Origin of the sequence: Mesorhizobium sp. IMUNJ 23033 (assembly GCF_044778005.1) — a bacterium.
Classification (GTDB): domain Bacteria; phylum Pseudomonadota; class Alphaproteobacteria; order Rhizobiales; family Rhizobiaceae; genus Mesorhizobium; species Mesorhizobium amorphae_A.
Genome location: NZ_JBJACT010000006.1, coordinates 122,794 through 138,006 on the forward strand (window position 1 = coordinate 122,794; position 15,213 = coordinate 138,006).

At 63.5% G+C, this 15,213-nt stretch carries 14 protein-coding genes; 8 read left to right on the plus strand and 6 right to left on the minus strand.

What is annotated here, in order from left to right:
• Positions 1 to 26: 26 nt before the first annotated feature.
• Positions 27 to 938 (plus strand): glycosyltransferase family 2 protein, encoded by a 912-nt coding sequence (locus tag ACFX5Q_RS09680; protein WP_404277262.1) that lies wholly within the window; start codon positions 27 to 29, stop codon positions 936 to 938.
• A gap of 3 nt (positions 939 to 941) precedes the next feature.
• Positions 942 to 1,478 (plus strand): sugar transferase, encoded by a 537-nt coding sequence (locus ACFX5Q_RS09685; protein ID WP_404277263.1) that lies wholly within the window; start codon positions 942 to 944, stop codon positions 1,476 to 1,478.
• Here the strand turns inward: ACFX5Q_RS09685 and ACFX5Q_RS09690 are convergent.
• Both ACFX5Q_RS09690 and ACFX5Q_RS09695 read right to left on the minus strand, forming a co-directional pair.
• A complete protein-coding gene (locus ACFX5Q_RS09690) occupies positions 1,466 to 2,410 on the minus strand; it encodes an NAD-dependent epimerase/dehydratase family protein (RefSeq protein ID WP_404277446.1) in 945 nt (314 codons plus the stop codon). The genes ACFX5Q_RS09685 and ACFX5Q_RS09690 overlap by 13 nt on opposite strands.
• 30 nt (positions 2,411 to 2,440) lie before the next feature.
• Positions 2,441 to 3,706: an O-antigen ligase family protein gene (locus ACFX5Q_RS09695; protein WP_404277264.1), complete on the minus strand. Its 1,266-nt coding sequence runs from the start codon at positions 3,704 to 3,706 to the stop codon at positions 2,441 to 2,443.
• A 492-nt stretch (positions 3,707 to 4,198) separates the two neighbouring features.
• On the opposite strand from ACFX5Q_RS09695, the gene cysD reads away from it, so the two are divergent.
• From cysD to cysQ, 3 genes are read left to right on the plus strand one after another with little or no spacing between them, the layout of a single operon-like run.
• Positions 4,199 to 5,104: a sulfate adenylyltransferase subunit CysD gene (gene cysD / locus ACFX5Q_RS09700; protein WP_006206275.1), complete on the plus strand. Its 906-nt coding sequence runs from the start codon at positions 4,199 to 4,201 to the stop codon at positions 5,102 to 5,104.
• 2 nt (positions 5,105 to 5,106) lie between these two features.
• Entirely contained in the window at positions 5,107 to 7,044 is a 1,938-nt protein-coding gene (gene cysN / locus ACFX5Q_RS09705) for a sulfate adenylyltransferase subunit CysN (protein ID WP_404277265.1), read from the plus strand.
• A gap of 10 nt (positions 7,045 to 7,054) precedes the next feature.
• Positions 7,055 to 7,843, plus strand: a complete 789-nt coding sequence (cysQ, locus tag ACFX5Q_RS09710) for a 3'(2'),5'-bisphosphate nucleotidase CysQ (RefSeq protein WP_404277448.1) — start codon at positions 7,055 to 7,057, stop codon at positions 7,841 to 7,843.
• 29 nt (positions 7,844 to 7,872) lie between these two features.
• On the opposite strand, the gene ACFX5Q_RS09715 is transcribed toward cysQ, so the two are convergent.
• From ACFX5Q_RS09715 to ACFX5Q_RS09730, 4 genes are all read right to left on the minus strand, one after another.
• On the minus strand, positions 7,873 to 9,015 hold the full coding sequence (locus ACFX5Q_RS09715; RefSeq protein WP_404277266.1) for a DegT/DnrJ/EryC1/StrS family aminotransferase: 1,143 nt from the start codon (positions 9,013 to 9,015) through the stop codon (positions 7,873 to 7,875).
• Positions 9,016 to 9,346: 331 nt separating this feature from the next.
• The gene (locus ACFX5Q_RS09720; RefSeq protein WP_404277267.1) at positions 9,347 to 10,270 is read right to left on the minus strand and encodes a carbohydrate kinase; all 924 of its coding nucleotides are present in this window, start codon (positions 10,268 to 10,270) and stop codon (positions 9,347 to 9,349) included.
• Entirely contained in the window at positions 10,267 to 10,713 is a 447-nt protein-coding gene (locus ACFX5Q_RS09725; protein WP_404277268.1) for an RbsD/FucU family protein, read from the minus strand. Before ACFX5Q_RS09725 ends, ACFX5Q_RS09720 begins: the two co-directional genes overlap by 4 nt.
• Before the next feature lie 3 nt (positions 10,714 to 10,716).
• Positions 10,717 to 11,940 carry an ROK family protein gene (locus ACFX5Q_RS09730; protein WP_404277269.1) on the minus strand — a complete coding sequence of 408 codons (1,224 nt, stop codon included), beginning with the start codon at positions 11,938 to 11,940 and terminating at the stop codon, positions 10,717 to 10,719.
• A 269-nt stretch (positions 11,941 to 12,209) separates the two neighbouring features.
• Between ACFX5Q_RS09730 and ACFX5Q_RS09735 the strand changes: the two genes are divergently transcribed.
• From ACFX5Q_RS09735 to ACFX5Q_RS09745, 3 genes are all read left to right on the plus strand, one after another.
• The gene (locus tag ACFX5Q_RS09735; protein ID WP_404277450.1) at positions 12,210 to 13,187 is read left to right on the plus strand and encodes a sugar ABC transporter substrate-binding protein; all 978 of its coding nucleotides are present in this window, start codon (positions 12,210 to 12,212) and stop codon (positions 13,185 to 13,187) included.
• Between the two features lie 157 nt (positions 13,188 to 13,344).
• A complete protein-coding gene (locus tag ACFX5Q_RS09740) occupies positions 13,345 to 14,406 on the plus strand; it encodes an ABC transporter permease (protein WP_404277270.1) in 1,062 nt (353 codons plus the stop codon).
• A gap of 2 nt (positions 14,407 to 14,408) precedes the next feature.
• Complete coding sequence (locus ACFX5Q_RS09745) at positions 14,409 to 15,191, plus strand: ATP-binding cassette domain-containing protein (RefSeq protein WP_404277271.1); 783 nt, start codon at positions 14,409 to 14,411, stop codon at positions 15,189 to 15,191.
• Positions 15,192 to 15,213 lie beyond the last annotated feature (22 nt).

A 15,213-nucleotide genomic window follows, 5' to 3' on the forward strand; every position in this document is an offset into this window, starting at 1 on the left:
AACCCGTGATCAGACAAGACCAGCGCGTGGCCGTTCTGTTGGGCACGAAGGACGGCGCGGCCTTCATCGCCGAGCAGCTGGAGTCGCTGCTCGCGCAGTCGCATCCCCACATAGACCTGTGGGTCTCCGACGACGGCTCCACGGACGGCACGACCGATCTGATCCGCGCGTGGCAGGCCCGCTGGCACAAGGGCCGGCTGACCCTGGTGGAAGGACCGTGCCGGGGCTTCGCCGCCAATTTCCGTTCGATGATCGTCGATCCGCGCATCGATGCCGACTGCTACGCCTTTTGCGACCAGGACGACGTCTGGGAGCCCGACCGGCTGGAAAGCGCGCTGCGCTGGATCGAGACATTGGATGCGGCGACCCCGCTTCTGTTCTGCTCCAGAACCGCGACCATTTCCGAAACCGGAACCGCCGAAGGCCATTCGCCGCTGTTCGGGCAGCCGCCATCGTTTCGCAATGCCCTCGTACAGAGCATCGCCGGCGGCAACACGATGATGATCAACCGCACCGCGCGTGACCTCCTGGCCAAGGCATCGGCAAGGACGGAGTTCGTCAGCCACGACTGGTGGGCCTACCTGATCGTCACCGCCGCCGGCGGCATTGTCCGCTACGATCCGCGGCCCCTGGTGCGCTACCGCCAGCACGCGGCAAATCTGGTTGGCGCCAATGTCTCCTGGAAGGCGAGGCTTTCCAGGCTCGCGCGCCTGTCCAGGGGCGAGTTTGCCGGCTGGACCGACACCAATCTCGGCGGCCTCGCCGTCAACCGCGATATCCTCACCAAGGATGCGGCGGCCTGCCTCGGCCTGTTCATAAGGGCACGCAAGGGCAATGTCGTTCGCCGCTTGCGCCTGCTGCGCAGGAGCGGCGTCTACCGACAGACGTTTTTGGGAACGCTTGGGCTTTATCTGGCTTTCCTCTGGCGCCGGATCTAGAGCATGGACGCGAAGCGGGCCTTCGATCTCGTTGTCGCGGCCGCGATGCTGGTGGTGACATCGCCGGTGTTGGTGGTCGCGATGCTGGTCATCCGGGCGACATCGCCCGGGCCCGCCATCTTTTCGCAAGTTCGGGTCGGGCGCGCAGGCGCGCTCTTTGCCTGTCACAAGCTGCGCACCATGCATCAGGGAACGCCGTCCTTGCCGACGCACGAGGCGCCGGCCAATTCCGTCACCGCCGTCGGGAAGGTTTTGCGCGGGACCAAGATCGACGAGTTGCCGCAGCTCTGGAACGTCCTGAAAGGCGAGATGAGCCTCGTCGGGCCGCGCCCATGCCTGCCCACGCAGACGGAACTGATCGGGCACCGAAGAGAGTTGGGCGTGCTGCAGGCGCTCCCTGGCATAACCGGCCTCGCCCAGGTCAGGGGGATCGACATGTCGGATCCCAAGCTCTGCGCCGAAACCGATGCCGAATATCTGAAGACGGCCTCGATCGGCCTGGATATTCGCATTCTCATCGGCACAATCTACCGGGGCTGAGCGGTACCTGATCTATGGCGCCGCGCAAGTTCAGCCAGCCGCTCGAGCGTATCGGTCTGTGGCACCCAGCCTTCGGCAACCAGCAGCGACGGATCGCAAATCTGAGTCGCTGTCATCGCGTCACATGCCTTGCCTTTGCCCAGCAAGGTCGCCGCCGCCCGTATCGGGCCGGCAGGCACGGCAGACAGCCGCAACGAGAGCCCAAAACCCTGCCGGAAGGCGCCGAGGACTGCCGAGATTGGGAGAGGAGGGAGGTCGCAAGCGACATAGACGGGCCGAAGCGGCTGCGGACAGCTCAACAAATACACCACAGTCCGCGCTGCCGCTTCGCATGACATCAGCGATCGCATGCCGCTAAAGAGCGCCGCGGGCAGCGGCAAATTCACAGGCATGCCACCCAGGCGCATCAGCGTCGCCAGGTTTCCCTTCATGCCTTCGCCATAAACCGGCGGCAGGCGGAGCGCCGTGGCATCGGAGGGCCTGGACGCGTAGGCGTCCAGCGTCCTGATCTCGCCTTCGCGCTTCGAACGCCCATAGGCGCATTGCGGGGCAGGGGGTGTTTTCTCGTCGACGGTGCCGCTGAAGCCGGGACCGGCCACCGCCCGTATCGACGACAAATAGACGAAGCGTCCGCCGGCCTGCACGGCGGCGGCACGCGCCAGCCGTCCGGTCAGATCCGCGTTGGCACTCAGATAGTCGGCCTCGCTTGCGTCGCGGTCGTTGTTCAGGGCGGCGCAGTGAACGACATGCCTGACATCCTGCGTGATGGCCGTGAACGCTGCGGCCGGCGCATCTGGGGCCGGCAGCAGGACGGCATCGCTTGCCGGCTCGGGATGGCGGGAGGCGATCCGCACCTCGAACCCGGCTTCGCGGAGTTGTTGCACGACCTGGCGCCCTATAAACCCCGTCGCGCCTGTGACCAGCACTTTCATGGCCTTGTTCATGGCCTTGTCCGAAAACTGTCAGCCAACTGCCGATGCTTCCGGCAATGCCTGCTGGCGGCCCGAGGCAAGATATGTCCCGCAGACCAGGAACACCATCAAGGTCGAATCAAGAATGTCATGGCCAACCAGGATGCCGGTCAGCCCGCCGATCAGATAGGTGATCACGGTGACGACGAGCATCGTTGCGCCGAAGCGCTCCAGCGGATCGGCGCTGATGCGCAGCACCCTGGCCGCATTTCTGGCGGCAACCACGAATATCCCAGCCAGCGCGATGGCGCCCAGAATTCCAGCCTCTACCATGACCGTCAGGAAGCCGTTGTGGAAATGGCTGAAGCCGCGGTCCATGCCGAACTGGTCCTGGAAACCCTGATGCATGAGGTCACGGCTGGCGGCGATGCCATGTCCGAAAATCGGCATCTCGCGGAATGCGCCAAGGCCGATCTGCCAAAGCGCCACGCGCAGCCCGAGTGCCGTCGAGTGGTCGCCCTTGGTGTTCAGCGCATCCCAGTCGCTGAACAGGAAATCGGCGCGCTCCAATATGATGGGAAAGCCGACCGCCGCGATCACCAGCCCGATCCCGGCGGCGATCAGCAGCAGGCGCATGGAATTCTTGCCGGTGAGCTTGCGCCGGTTGATCAGAAGCACGGCAATGCCGGCGATCAGCATGGCCAGCCAGATGATGCGCGAACCCGAACAGACAATCGCGACGGCACCGGCCAGCGCCGCTAAGATCAACGGCTTCCACGCCCTCTCTATGCCCGACAGGGCGCCGGCTAGGCACATCATGACGCTGAGACAGGCGACGGTGGCGAATATGATCGCATTTCCCGCCCCGCCTTCAGCCCTCATGCCAAGCCAGTAATATTGCACGATGGCCAAAGCCAGGGCGCCAAAACATGCCGCCATGCTGGCCAGCACGACAATGCGCACAAGGGTGGCTTTTTCGGTAATGCTCCAGGTCGAGTAGGAGAGGGGGAAAAACAGCAAGGTTATCAGCGGCAGGAAATAGACCGCGTCAGCCCTGAGCGTATTGTTGACGATCGAAGCGAGGATCATCGCGGCGCAATAGGCATAGATCGCCACGGTCATCGCCAGCATCGGCCGGTCGATGTTGAAGCGCCGCCGCTTCACGGCGAGCAGCAGGACGGACCACAGGGCGCCGCCGCTGAACACAAAGCTGACCACCGATCCCAGAACCGGCGGAGAAAAGAAGCAGACGATGGAGAAGTAAATGTTGATCTGCGAAGGCGTGAAGTGACGTCTTGTGGATGAAAGCCGGTTCAATGCTCTGGTTCACAATTGCGGGGGTTGGGGGACGCTGCTTTCCGGTGGCAGCAAACAAGATCACCTTCGAAATCCACGCGCCGCAAGGCGGCCGCTGGCCCATCTTCTGCGTCCGGTATAGCGGCTAGGTCCGATCTTCGATAGTGCGGAGAGGCCCGGCTCCTGATCAAAAATCACCAGCATGGCCTTTACGCCCCCGTGACATCAGCCTGTGGCCGGGCGGCATCTTGTGGCGGCAATAGTTTTTCGCTGCCTTTCAGGCCCATCAACCAGTCAGGCAGGAATTTCCGGTTTTTAAGCTTTGTGTGGAAAATTCATTCTCTATCCGCCCGGTAGCGGACCTCTCTGGCATTGTTCCCGGCAATGGCGATCTGCTAGAACGCCGGCACGAAATCATAATGTCCAGACGTGAAGCTTGAACCGGGCTGTTGAAAAACTGTGCCTGATGCGTCGATGCAAGGTCTGGATGGCACGAGAGAACGCTCACAGTCCATGAATATTGCACTAACGCACCTGCAGCGGCTTGAGGCCGAATCCATCCACATCTTCCGCGAGGTCGCGGCTGCGTTCAGCAAGCCGGTCATGCTCTATTCGGTGGGCAAGGATTCCTCGGTGCTGATGCATCTGGCGATGAAAGCCTTCTATCCCGCCAAGCCGCCTTTCCCGTTTCTGCATGTCGACACGACCTGGAAGTTCCGCGAAATGATCACCTTTCGCGATCAGATGGCGCAGAAGCTCGGTTTCGACCTTCTGGTCCATGTCAACGAAGATGGGGTGCGTGACAACATCAATCCCTTCGATCATGGCTCCAACACCCACACCCATGTGATGAAGACCGTGGCGCTGCGCCAGGCGCTCGACAAATACGGTTTTGACGCCGCCTTCGGCGGCGCCCGCCGCGACGAGGAGAAGTCGCGCGCCAAGGAACGCATCTTTTCCTTCCGCAACGCCCAGCACGCCTGGGATCCGAAGAACCAGCGGCCGGAAATGTGGAAGATATTCAACACCCGCATCGCAGCTGGGGAATCGATCCGCGTGTTTCCGTTGTCGAACTGGACCGAGCTCGACATCTGGCAGTACATTCTGCAGGAAAACATCCCGATCGTGCCGCTCTATTTCGCCAAGGAGCGCCCGGTCGTCGAGCGCGACGGCATGCTGATTCTCAAGGACGACGAGCGCATGCAGTTGCGACCGGGCGAAACGGTGGAGAACCGGCTTGTGCGCTTCCGCACCCTTGGCTGCTATCCGCTGACCGGCGCCATCGAATCCGACGCCGACACACTTGAGGCCATTGTTGGCGAGATGCTGACGGCGCGCACCTCCGAGCGCCAGGGCCGTCTCATCGACCGCGATGAAGCCGGCTCCATGGAAAAGAAGAAGCGCGAAGGGTATTTCTGAGCATGCGCCACATCCTGGCCAAGAGCCTCGCCCCGACCGACAGCATCCGCGAATACATGGCGGCGCAGGAGAAGAAGTCACTGCTGCGCTTCCTCACCTGCGGGTCCGTCGACGACGGCAAGTCGACCCTGATCGGCCGCCTGCTGTCAGACACCAAGCAGATTTTCGAGGACCAGCTCGCCGCGCTCGAGCGCGATTCGCGCAAGCACGGCACCACTGGCGACGACATCGACTTCGCGCTTCTGGTCGACGGCCTCGAGGCCGAGCGCGAGCAGGGCATCACCATCGACGTCGCCTATCGCTTCTTCGCCACGCCGAAGCGCAAGTTCATCGTTGCCGACACGCCCGGCCACGAACAGTACACGCGCAACATGGCGACCGGCGCCTCGACTGCCGATCTCGCCATCGTGCTGATCGACGCCCGCCAGGGTGTGCTGCGCCAGACCAGGCGTCATTCGATCATCGCCTCGCTGCTCGGCATCCGCCACATCGTGCTCGCCGTCAACAAGATCGACCTCGTCGGTTTCGACCATGGCGTCTTCGATCGGATCGTCGAAGACTACAGGCAGTTCTCGCAGGAACTCGGCTTCCAGACGGTCATGCCGATCCCGATGTCCGCCCGCTACGGCGACAACGTCACCGGCCGCTCCGACAAGACGAAATGGTATTCCGGCCCGACGCTGATCGAGCATCTCGAAAACGTGTCGGTCGATGAAGCTGCCGCCGAGCTGCCGTTCCGTTTCCCGGTGCAGTATGTCAACCGCCCCAATCTCGACTTCCGCGGCTTTGCCGGCACCATCGCGTCCGGCACGGTTGCACAGGGTGACGAGGTCGTCGTCGCCAAATCCGGAAAATCCTCGCGTGTCAGGCGCATCGTCGCGCATGGCGGCGATCTTCAAAAGGCCGTTGCCGGCCAGGCCATCACCTTGGTTCTCGACGACGAGGTCGAGGTCTCGCGTGGCAACATGCTGGTGTCGCCGGCAGCCAGACCGCAGGTCGCCGATCAGTTCGCCGCCAACATCGTCTGGTTCGACGAACACGCTCTGCTGCCCGGCCGCTCCTACATCCTGCGCACCGAGACCGACCAGACCAGCGCCACCGTCACCGACCTGAAATACCGCGTCAACGTCAACGACTTTGCCCATGAGGCGGCGAAGTCGCTGGAGATGAACGAAGTCGGTATCTGCAACATCTCGACCCGGTCGCCGATCGCCTTCGACACCTTTGGCGAGAACCGCACCACCGGCGCCTTCATCCTGATCGACCGCATCACCAACGCCACGGTCGGCGCCGGCATGATTTTGCATTCGCTGCGCCGCGCCGAAAACATCCACTGGCAGTCGCTCGATGTCGGCAAGCATGGCCGCTCCGACCTGAAGAACCAGCGCCCCGCCGTGTTCTGGTTCACCGGGCTTTCCGGCTCGGGTAAGTCGACCATCGCCAATCTGTTCGAGAAAAAGCTCTTCGCCTCGGGCCGCCACACCTACATCCTGGATGGCGATAATGTTCGCCACGGCCTCAACCGCGATCTCGGCTTCACCGATGCCGACCGCGTCGAAAACATCCGCCGCGTGGCCGAAGTGGCGCGCCTGATGGCCGATGCCGGGCTGATCGTCATCGTATCCTTCATTTCCCCGTTCAGCGCCGAGCGGCGCATGGCCAGGGAGTTGATGGCCGACGGCGAGTTCATCGAAGTGTTCGTCGACACGCCGTTCGAGGAATGCGCCAGGCGCGATCCGAAGGGCCTCTATGCGCGGGCGCTGAATGGCGAGATCAAGAATTTCACCGGCGTCGATTCACCGTATGAGGCTCCGGAAAAACCCGAAATCCATCTCGAGACACTCGGCAAATCTGCCGAGGAGATGGTAGAGGCCCTGGAACTCTGGCTGAACGAGCGCGACATTGCCGAAGACCAATACGACAACGGCGGCGGTATCTGACGACGAGGCGATGCTCGGCGTATTCGAGCGCCTTGCGCTGGAGGCCGGTCGCGAGGTCATGCGCGTCTTTCACGACGGCTGCGCGGTCGATCGCAAGTCCGACAGTTCACCGGTGACCGAAGCCGATCGCGAGAGCGAGAAGATCATCCTCGCCGGCCTGCGCGCCGCATTTCCGGAAATTCCATGCGTGGCCGAGGAGGAAGCCTCGGTCGGCGTCATGCCGAGCGATCTCGGTGATGCCTTCTTCCTGATCGATCCGCTCGACGGCACCAAGGAATTCGTCAACCGCAGGACCGATTTCACCGTCAACATCGCGCTGGTTCGCCATGGCGTGCCGGAAGTCGGCGTCGTCTTCGCGCCCTGCACCGGGCGCTTCTTCTCGGGACGGCCAGGCAGGGCGGAAACAATCGAAGTCGATGACGATTTTCGCATCGTCGGCCGCCGGCCGATTTCTGCGCGACCGGCCGCTGAGCCGCCGGCCGTCGTCGCCAGCCGCTCCCACAACACGCCGGAAACCGACGCCTTCATCCGTGATCTCGGCGCCGCGGAGATCGTGTCGGTCGGTTCGTCGCTGAAATTCTGCCTCGTCGCGGCAGCCGAGGCTGATATCTATCCGCGCTTCGGCCGCACCATGGAATGGGACACGGCGGCCGGCGACGCGGTGCTGCGCGCTGCAGGCGGCGTGACGCGCACGCTGGACGGCAAGCCGCTGGCTTACGGCAAGCGCAAGCAGGCTGACGACGCGGATTTCGCCAACCCGCATTTCATCGCCAGCGGGAAGGCAGCAAGTCCGGCCTGACGATTCACCTGGCTGACGGCGCTCGCATTTTACGCCGCGGCAACGTGCGCAGAGTTCGAGCCGATGTAGTTGCGGATCGTCTCGATGATCCGGTCCTGGTCGGCTTCGCTGAGATAGGGATGCATCGGCAGGCACAGGATGCGCTTCGGCAGTTCCTCCGAAACGGCAAGGCCGGTCGGTGTGCGTGGATAGTCGCGATAGGCGATCTGGCTGTGCAGCGGCTTCACGTAATAGATGACCGAGGGGATGCCCTTTTCGCCCAGATGCGCCTTCAGCCCGTCACGTTTCGGCGTTTCGATGGCATATTGCGCCCAGGCTGACCGGCTGCCGTCCAGATTGCGGGACGCCTTGACGATGTCGCCGAGGCCTTCGGCATAGCGCTTGGCGACCACCTGCCGGGCGACCATCTCGTCTTCCAGGATCGCCAGCTTCTCGATCAGGATCGCTGCCTGCAGCGTGTCGAGTCGCGAATTGATGCCGACGCGGACATTGTCGTATTGCGTTTCGCCCTTGCCGTGGAACGCGAAGGAGCGGAGCTTGTCGGCCATCGCATCGTCATTGGTGAACATCGCGCCGCCATCGCCGTAGCAGCCGAGGGGCTTCGCCGGATAGAAGCTGGTCGAGCCGACATGGCCGAACGCCCCGCACATCTTGCCGTCGAGCGAGCCGCCCATCGACTGGGCGGCATCCTCAATCACCAGCAGCCCTTCGCGGTTGGCAATCGCCATGATCGCCTCGTAGTCGGCGGCGAGCCCGAACAGGTCGACCGGGATGATCGCCTTCGGCTGCAGCCGGCCTTCCTCTTTGATCATGGCGATCGCCGCCTCGAGGCTGGCGATGTCGATGTTGTAGGTCTCCGGATCGACGTCGACGAACACCGGCTCGGCCTTGGCCAGCGCCACGACTTCCGCCGTCGCGGCAAAGGTGAAGCTCGGCACGAACACAGCATCGCCCGGTCCGATGCCGGCCGCAAACAACGGCAGCAGCAGCGCGTCGGTACCGTTGGCGCAGGCCACGACATGTTTGGTGCCGACATAGGCGGCGAGGTTGTTCTCGAATTCCGTGACCTGAGGCCCAAGGATGTAGCGGCCATCCTCGACGACATGGTCGATCGCGGCTTTCAGCCGGTCGCGGATTCGTTCGCGCTGCGCGCCAAGATCGATGAACTGCATGTCGGCCTCAAAACGGATTAGTGCGTGTCGCCCAAAAGCTTGCCCACGGGCCGGACCCGAGGGTGTGCCGATTTCGGGACAACGACACGCACAACAAACTTGATCGGCCCGCTGGTACCAGACTTGGCGCGGTCGAGAAAGCCGAACCGGCCAAACCGCGAATTGCCTAGGTGTCGCAGCCTGTTACCGCGATTTCAGGGTGCATTGCCGCAGGATGCCGGAATTCCGGCCTTCGCTGGGCGCGACACGTCCCTTTCATCGCGTCTTTTCGCCTCGCGAAACATAAAGTGATCAGTTGGCAAAGCGCATTTCCGGCCGTTCTGCGCTCCGATCAGGCGATTTCATGCCGCCAAGGCGGATTGGCGCCGGCCCGCGATACGGTCACCGCTGCGGCCTTGGCGCCGAGCGCCAGCGCCTGGCGGATCGCGTCCTCGGGCAGGTCGCCGATCGCCGCCTTGGTGAGCAGGCCCTGTTCGTGCAGCGAGGCGAGGATGCCGGCGTTGAAGGTGTCGCCGGCGCCGACCGTGTCGACCACCGTGACCTTCTGAGGCATGACCGTGACCTTGTGCTTCCGGCTGTATCCGACAGCGCCTTCGCTGCCATGGGTGACGACGATCAGCTTCGGCCCGCGATCGAGCCAATTGCGGATGACGTCCTCATGTGAGCCGGCTTCGCCGAACCAGTCCAGGTCCTCGTCCGACAATTTCACGATGTCGGCCATGGCCATCATCGAGCGAATGCGCCTGAGGTGCTTGGCCTTGTCGGGGATGAAATTCGGCCGGATGTTGGGGTCGAGCATCATGACTCGGCGCTCGTGCTCGCGCCGCATGAACTCCTCATAGGCCGATCCGGCCGGCTCCGAGATCAGGCTGATGGCACCGAACAGCATCGCCTCGATCTCGGCGCCGAGTTCCGGCAGATCCTCGATGGTCAGCATGCGTCCGGCAGTGTTCTCGTCATAGAAGGTGTAGGTCGCCTGGCCGTTGTTCAGCCGCACGAAGGCAAGCGTCGTCGGACGGGGCGAGGTGTGCGCGTAGGTCGAGCTGACCTTGCTTGCCCCCAGAGCGTCCCGGAACTGGCCGCCGAACAGGTCGGACGACAGGCCGGAAAAGAAGCCGGCGGGGGCGCCCAGCCGGCCGAGCGCGATCGCCGTGTTGAACACCGCGCCGCCGACATAGGGCGCAAAGGCCGGCTCGCCCTCGGTCGTCGTGCGCGGCAGCATGTCGATCAGGGCTTCGCCGCAGCAGAGGATCATTGTTTCTTGGTCTCCGGCGGATAGATCACGCCCTTGCGGATGATGATGTTGGCGTAGAGCCTGGGTTCGCTGGTCGCTACGATCGCGTGCGCGGCCTTGACCCGTGCATAGAAGTCGGGGCCGGCCAGCGCAACCACCTTGTGGCCCGGCGCGCGCCTGGCGCAGACCGCCTCCATCTCGTGATGAACCGGATCGGCAAGCGTGGGATCGCCCTTGACCGAGGCGCGAAACAGCGCTTCCGGCACGGCGTCGTCCACGGGCAGGACACTCAGGATGGCGTCGAGCACCGGGACCAGCGGATGACCGTCGGCGCGGATGAGCCGCTTCGCCTGTTCCTCGGCCGGATAGTTGCCGTCGACAAGCGCGATCTCGTCGCCATGGCCCATGCCGCGCAAGATCGCCAGAAGCTCCGGACCGAGCAGCGCCGGAATGCCAATCAGCATGGCTCAGGCGCTCCTGGAAATCGTGGTCGAGCCGATCAGGAAGCGCTCGGAAAGCGGCAGGCTGGCGCCGCCCAGCGCCCGCGCATGGATGCCGACCGTGCCCTCGCGCACGGCGGGAAGCTTGAGGCCTTCGCCGTCGATCGTGCCGATCACCTCGATGACGGCATCGACGAGACGGCGGCGTACGGTGAGCGGCATCCAGCCGTCGATCACCGCCGCTTCGAAATCGATCACCGAGGACGCCGCGACGATGGCATAGGCGAGCGCCTGGGAGGCGGTGGCGATCCACGTGTCGAGCTCGTCGCCGATGTCGCCCCAGTCCTGCGGCGAAGTCCACAGATGCGAAGCCTCGACGCCGCGCGCATTGAGCGCCTTTTCCAGCATGGCGATCGAGGCGACGTCGATCAACTGCGTCGGCTTGCCGTCGGGTCCGGGCACCGGCATTGAACCCAGCGCGCCGGCATTGCCGGTCGGACCGCCGAAAAGCCGGCCGTTGAGCACGATGCCGCCGCCGGCAAAGGCGCCGATATAGAAATAGACGAAGTCGCGCGCCGCCGCCTGGCCGAAGACAAGTTCGGCGCCGCAGGCCGAAGTGGCGTCGTTCTGCAGATAGACCGGAAAATCGCACTGCGCCTGGATGTCTGAGCGGATGTCGCGATGGCGCCATTCGTCCATGACCTCGCGCGGCGCACCCGCCGTGTCCGCCCAGTTCCACAATTCGAACGGCATGGCGATACCAAGCCCGGCAATGCGCTTGTCCTGCGCCGGCGTCAGTTCGCCGCGCATTGTCTTCATGCCGGCGGTGACGAATTCTACCGTCTCGCGCGGCGCCGGATAGCGGTAGGAGTGGTGCAGCATCGAGCGCACGGTGCCGAGGAAGTCGATTAGCACCAGCTCGGCGCTGCGGCGGCCGATCTTAAGGCCGATGAAGAAGGCACCTTCGGGATTGAGCGCCATTGGAATCGAAGGCTGGCCGATCTTGCCGCGCAGCGGCGCCTGGCGGACGAGCAGGCTGTCTTCCTCCAGCTCGCGCATGATGACCGAGACGGTCTGCGCCGAAAGCCCGGTCATGCGCGCTATGTCGGATTTGGCCAGGCTGCCATGTTGGCGCACGAGCGACAGCACCAGCCGCTCATTGTGGTCGCGCATCCCGCTCTGGTTGGTGCCACGGTGCAGACGACTCTCTGCTGCCTCGGGCGAACCGTGCCTCGCAATGCCGGTCTCCACCCTTGTTCCTCCCGTCATTTCCCCACACTGCTTTTGGGCCAGAATGAGCGAACGAGGCAAGTGTGTCAATAATAAATAAGAGTGATTTAATTATTGACACGCCGCCCGGACTGGTGTCTGTTGGGCCGGCGTCCGCGCTGGGAGAATATCGTTGGATGCGCTTGAGATGCCGGTTGGCCGGCATCCTGAATGGTTCCCATGGGAGGAAGATCGTGACCAAGTCAAAACTGTTGAAATCCACCGTGTTTGCCGCGGCCGGCCTCGGCCTGATGGCTTTTGCATCGACGGCATCGGCCGCCGGTGTCGGCGCCTGCCTGATCACCAAGACCGACACCAATCCTTTCTTCGTCAAGATGAAGGAAGGTGCCACCGCCAAGGCCAAGGAACTCGGCGTCGATCTCAAGACCTACGCCGGCAAGATCGACGGCGACAGCGAGAGCCAGGTGGCGGCGATCGAAAGCTGCATCGCCGACGGCGCCAAGGGTATCCTGATCACCGCTTCCGACACCAAGGGCATCGTGCCGACGGTGAAGAAGGCGCGTGACGCAGGCCTGCTGGTGATCGCGCTCGACACCCCGCTTGATCCGATCGACGCCGCCGACGCGACCTTTGCCACGGACAATCTGGAAGCCGGCAAGCTGATCGGCGCCTGGGCCGCCGCGACGCTCGGCGACAAGGCCAAGGACGCCAAGATCGGCTTCCTCGACCTGACGCCGTCGCAGCCGACGGTGGACGTGCTGCGCGACCAGGGCTTCATGATGGGTTACGGCATCGACGTGAAGGACCCCAACAAGATCGGCGACGAGGACGATCCGCGCATCGTCGGCCATGACGTGACGAACGGCAACGAAGAGGGTGGCCGCAAGGCGATGGAGAACCTTCTGCAGAAGGACAACACCATCAACGTCATCCACACCATCAACGAGCCAGCCGCTGTCGGCGCTTACCAGGCGCTCAAGGCCGTCGGTCTCGAAAGCCAGGTGCTGATCGTCTCGGTCGACGGCGGCTGCCCCGGCGTGAAGTCGGTGACTGAAGGAGTGATCGGCGCCACCTCGCAGCAGTATCCGCTGCAGATGGCGGCGCTCGGCATCGAGGCGATCGCCGCTTTCGCCAAGGACGGCACCAAGCCGAAGCCGACCGAAGGCAAGAACTTCTTCGACACCGGCGTCAACCTCGTCACCGACAAGCCGGCCAACGGCGTGAAGTCCATCGACACCAAGGAAGGCCTGGCCAAGTGCTGGGGCTGATGGCTGCCTGACAGCCAGCAACAACCTGACGGCCGGGGGCTTGATCCCCGGCCGCATCGGGTGGACGATGTGTCACTGCAAACGCGAATAATCCCGGCAGCAGACCCGGAAAGGCGTGGACGGCGTCGGCATGTGGCTGAAGCCCAGGGGAGAAAACATGGCTCAAGCTCAGGAATTCGAGAAGGTCCTCTCGGGCAGCGACACAAGCGTTGCCGCTTTTGACGAGCACAAATCGGCCGTCAAACGCGCCCAGCATTTCCTGCATTCCACGCCGGCCGCGGTGCCGCTGATCGTGCTGGTCCTGTCGATCATCATTTTCGGTATCACGATCGGCGGGCGTTTCTTTTCATCCTATACGCTGACGCTGATCCTGCAGCAGATCGCCATTGTCGGCATTCTCGGCGCCGCACAGACGCTGGTCATCCTGACCGCCGGCATCGACCTGTCGGTCGGCGTCATCATGGTGATTTCGGCCGTGATCATGGGCAATTGCGCGGTCACCTACGGTATGCCGGCCATTCTTGCGGTAACCATCGGCCTTGCCGCTGGTGGCGCCTGCGGCCTGCTCAACGGGGTGCTGGTCGCTTACATGAAGCTGCCGCCCTTCATCGTGACGCTTGGCACCTGGAACATCGTCATGGCCACCAACTTCATCTATTCGGCCAATGAGACGATCCGCGACACCGACGTCGACGTCCAGGCGCCGCTGCTGCATCTGTTTGCCCTGAGTTTCAAGGTCGGCACGGCCGTGCTGACGCTCGGCGTCATCGCCATGGTCTTGCTCGTGCTCCTCTTGTGGTACGTGCTCAACCACACCGCATGGGGGCGTCATGTCTACGCCGTCGGCGACGATCAGGAGGCCGCGAAACTGTCGGGCATCCAGACCAAGAAGGTGCTGATGACGGTCTACGCCCTTGCCGGGCTGATCGCCGCTTTCGCGGCCTGGGTCTCGATCGGCCGCAATGGCTCGATCTCGCCGTCGGCCGCCGTGACCGACTACAATCTGCAGGCCATCACCGCGACGGTGATCGGCGGTATCTCTCTGTTCGGCGGACGCGGCTCGATCCTCGGCACGCTGTTTGGCGCCATGATCGTCGGTGTCGTCTCGATGGGCCTCAACATGCTGGGCGCCGATCCGCAATGGAAAGTGCTGCTCACCGGTGTGCTGATCATCGGCGCCGTGGCGATCGATCAATGGATCAGAAAGGTTTCGGCATAGTCATGACCCAGGAACCCATCCTCACCGCGCGCGGCCTAGTCAAGCGCTATGGCCGCGTCACCGCCCTCGACAATGCCGATTTCGACCTCTATCCGGGCGAAATCCTGGCCGTCATCGGCGACAACGGCGCCGGCAAGTCATCGCTGATCAAGGCGATTTCCGGCGCGGCCGTGCCCGACGAAGGTGAAATCCGGCTTGAAGGCAAACCCGTTGCCTTCAAGTCACCGATGGAGGCCCGCGAAGCCGGCATCGAGACCGTCTACCAGAACCTCGCGCTGTCGCCGGCGCTGTCGATCGCCGACAACATGTTCCTCGGCCGCGAGATCCGCAAGCCGGGCCCGCTCGGCAGCTGGTTCCGCATGCTCGACCGTCCGGCGATGGAAAAGCGGGCTCGCGACAAGCTGACCGAACTCGGCCTGATGACCATCCAGAATATCAGCCAGGCGGTGGAAACGCTGTCGGGCGGCCAGCGCCAGGGCGTGGCGGTGGCGCGCGCTGCTGCCTTCGGCAGTCGCGTGGTGATCATGGACGAGCCGACGGCCGCCCTTGGTGTCAAGGAGAGCCGCCGCGTGCTCGAACTGATCCTCGACGTCAAGAAGCGCGGCCTGCCGATCGTGCTCATCTCGCACAACATGCCGCATGTCTTCGAGGTCGCGGACCGTATCCACATCCACCGGCTCGGCCGACGCCTTTGCGTCGTCGATCCGAAGCAGATTTCCATGTCGGATGCTGTGGCCCTCATGACCGGCGCAAAGAAGCCGCCGGAGGACGCGCTGGCGGCCTGATCTGCCTCGACGGGTAAAATTG

Bases quoted from the DNA above. Each gene is read 5' to 3' on its own strand.
- ACFX5Q_RS09685 (WP_404277263.1), top strand. From the start codon at position 942: ATGGACGCGAAGCGGGCCTTCGATCTCGTTGTCGCGGCCGCGATGCTG.
- ACFX5Q_RS09690 (WP_404277446.1), bottom strand. From the start codon at position 2,410: ATGAAAGTGCTGGTCACAGGCGCGACGGGGTTTATAGGGCGCCAGGTC.
- cysD (WP_006206275.1), top strand. From the start codon at position 4,199: ATGAATATTGCACTAACGCACCTGCAGCGGCTTGAGGCCGAATCCATC.
- cysN (WP_404277265.1), top strand. From the start codon at position 5,107: ATGCGCCACATCCTGGCCAAGAGCCTCGCCCCGACCGACAGCATCCGC.
- cysQ (WP_404277448.1), top strand. From the start codon at position 7,055: ATGCTCGGCGTATTCGAGCGCCTTGCGCTGGAGGCCGGTCGCGAGGTC.
- ACFX5Q_RS09715 (WP_404277266.1), bottom strand. From the start codon at position 9,015: ATGCAGTTCATCGATCTTGGCGCGCAGCGCGAACGAATCCGCGACCGG.
- ACFX5Q_RS09720 (WP_404277267.1), bottom strand. From the start codon at position 10,270: ATGATCCTCTGCTGCGGCGAAGCCCTGATCGACATGCTGCCGCGCACG.
- ACFX5Q_RS09725 (WP_404277268.1), bottom strand. From the start codon at position 10,713: ATGCTGATTGGCATTCCGGCGCTGCTCGGTCCGGAGCTTCTGGCGATC.
- ACFX5Q_RS09735 (WP_404277450.1), top strand. From the start codon at position 12,210: ATGGCTTTTGCATCGACGGCATCGGCCGCCGGTGTCGGCGCCTGCCTG.
- ACFX5Q_RS09740 (WP_404277270.1), top strand. From the start codon at position 13,345: ATGGCTCAAGCTCAGGAATTCGAGAAGGTCCTCTCGGGCAGCGACACA.
- ACFX5Q_RS09745 (WP_404277271.1), top strand. From the start codon at position 14,409: ATGACCCAGGAACCCATCCTCACCGCGCGCGGCCTAGTCAAGCGCTAT.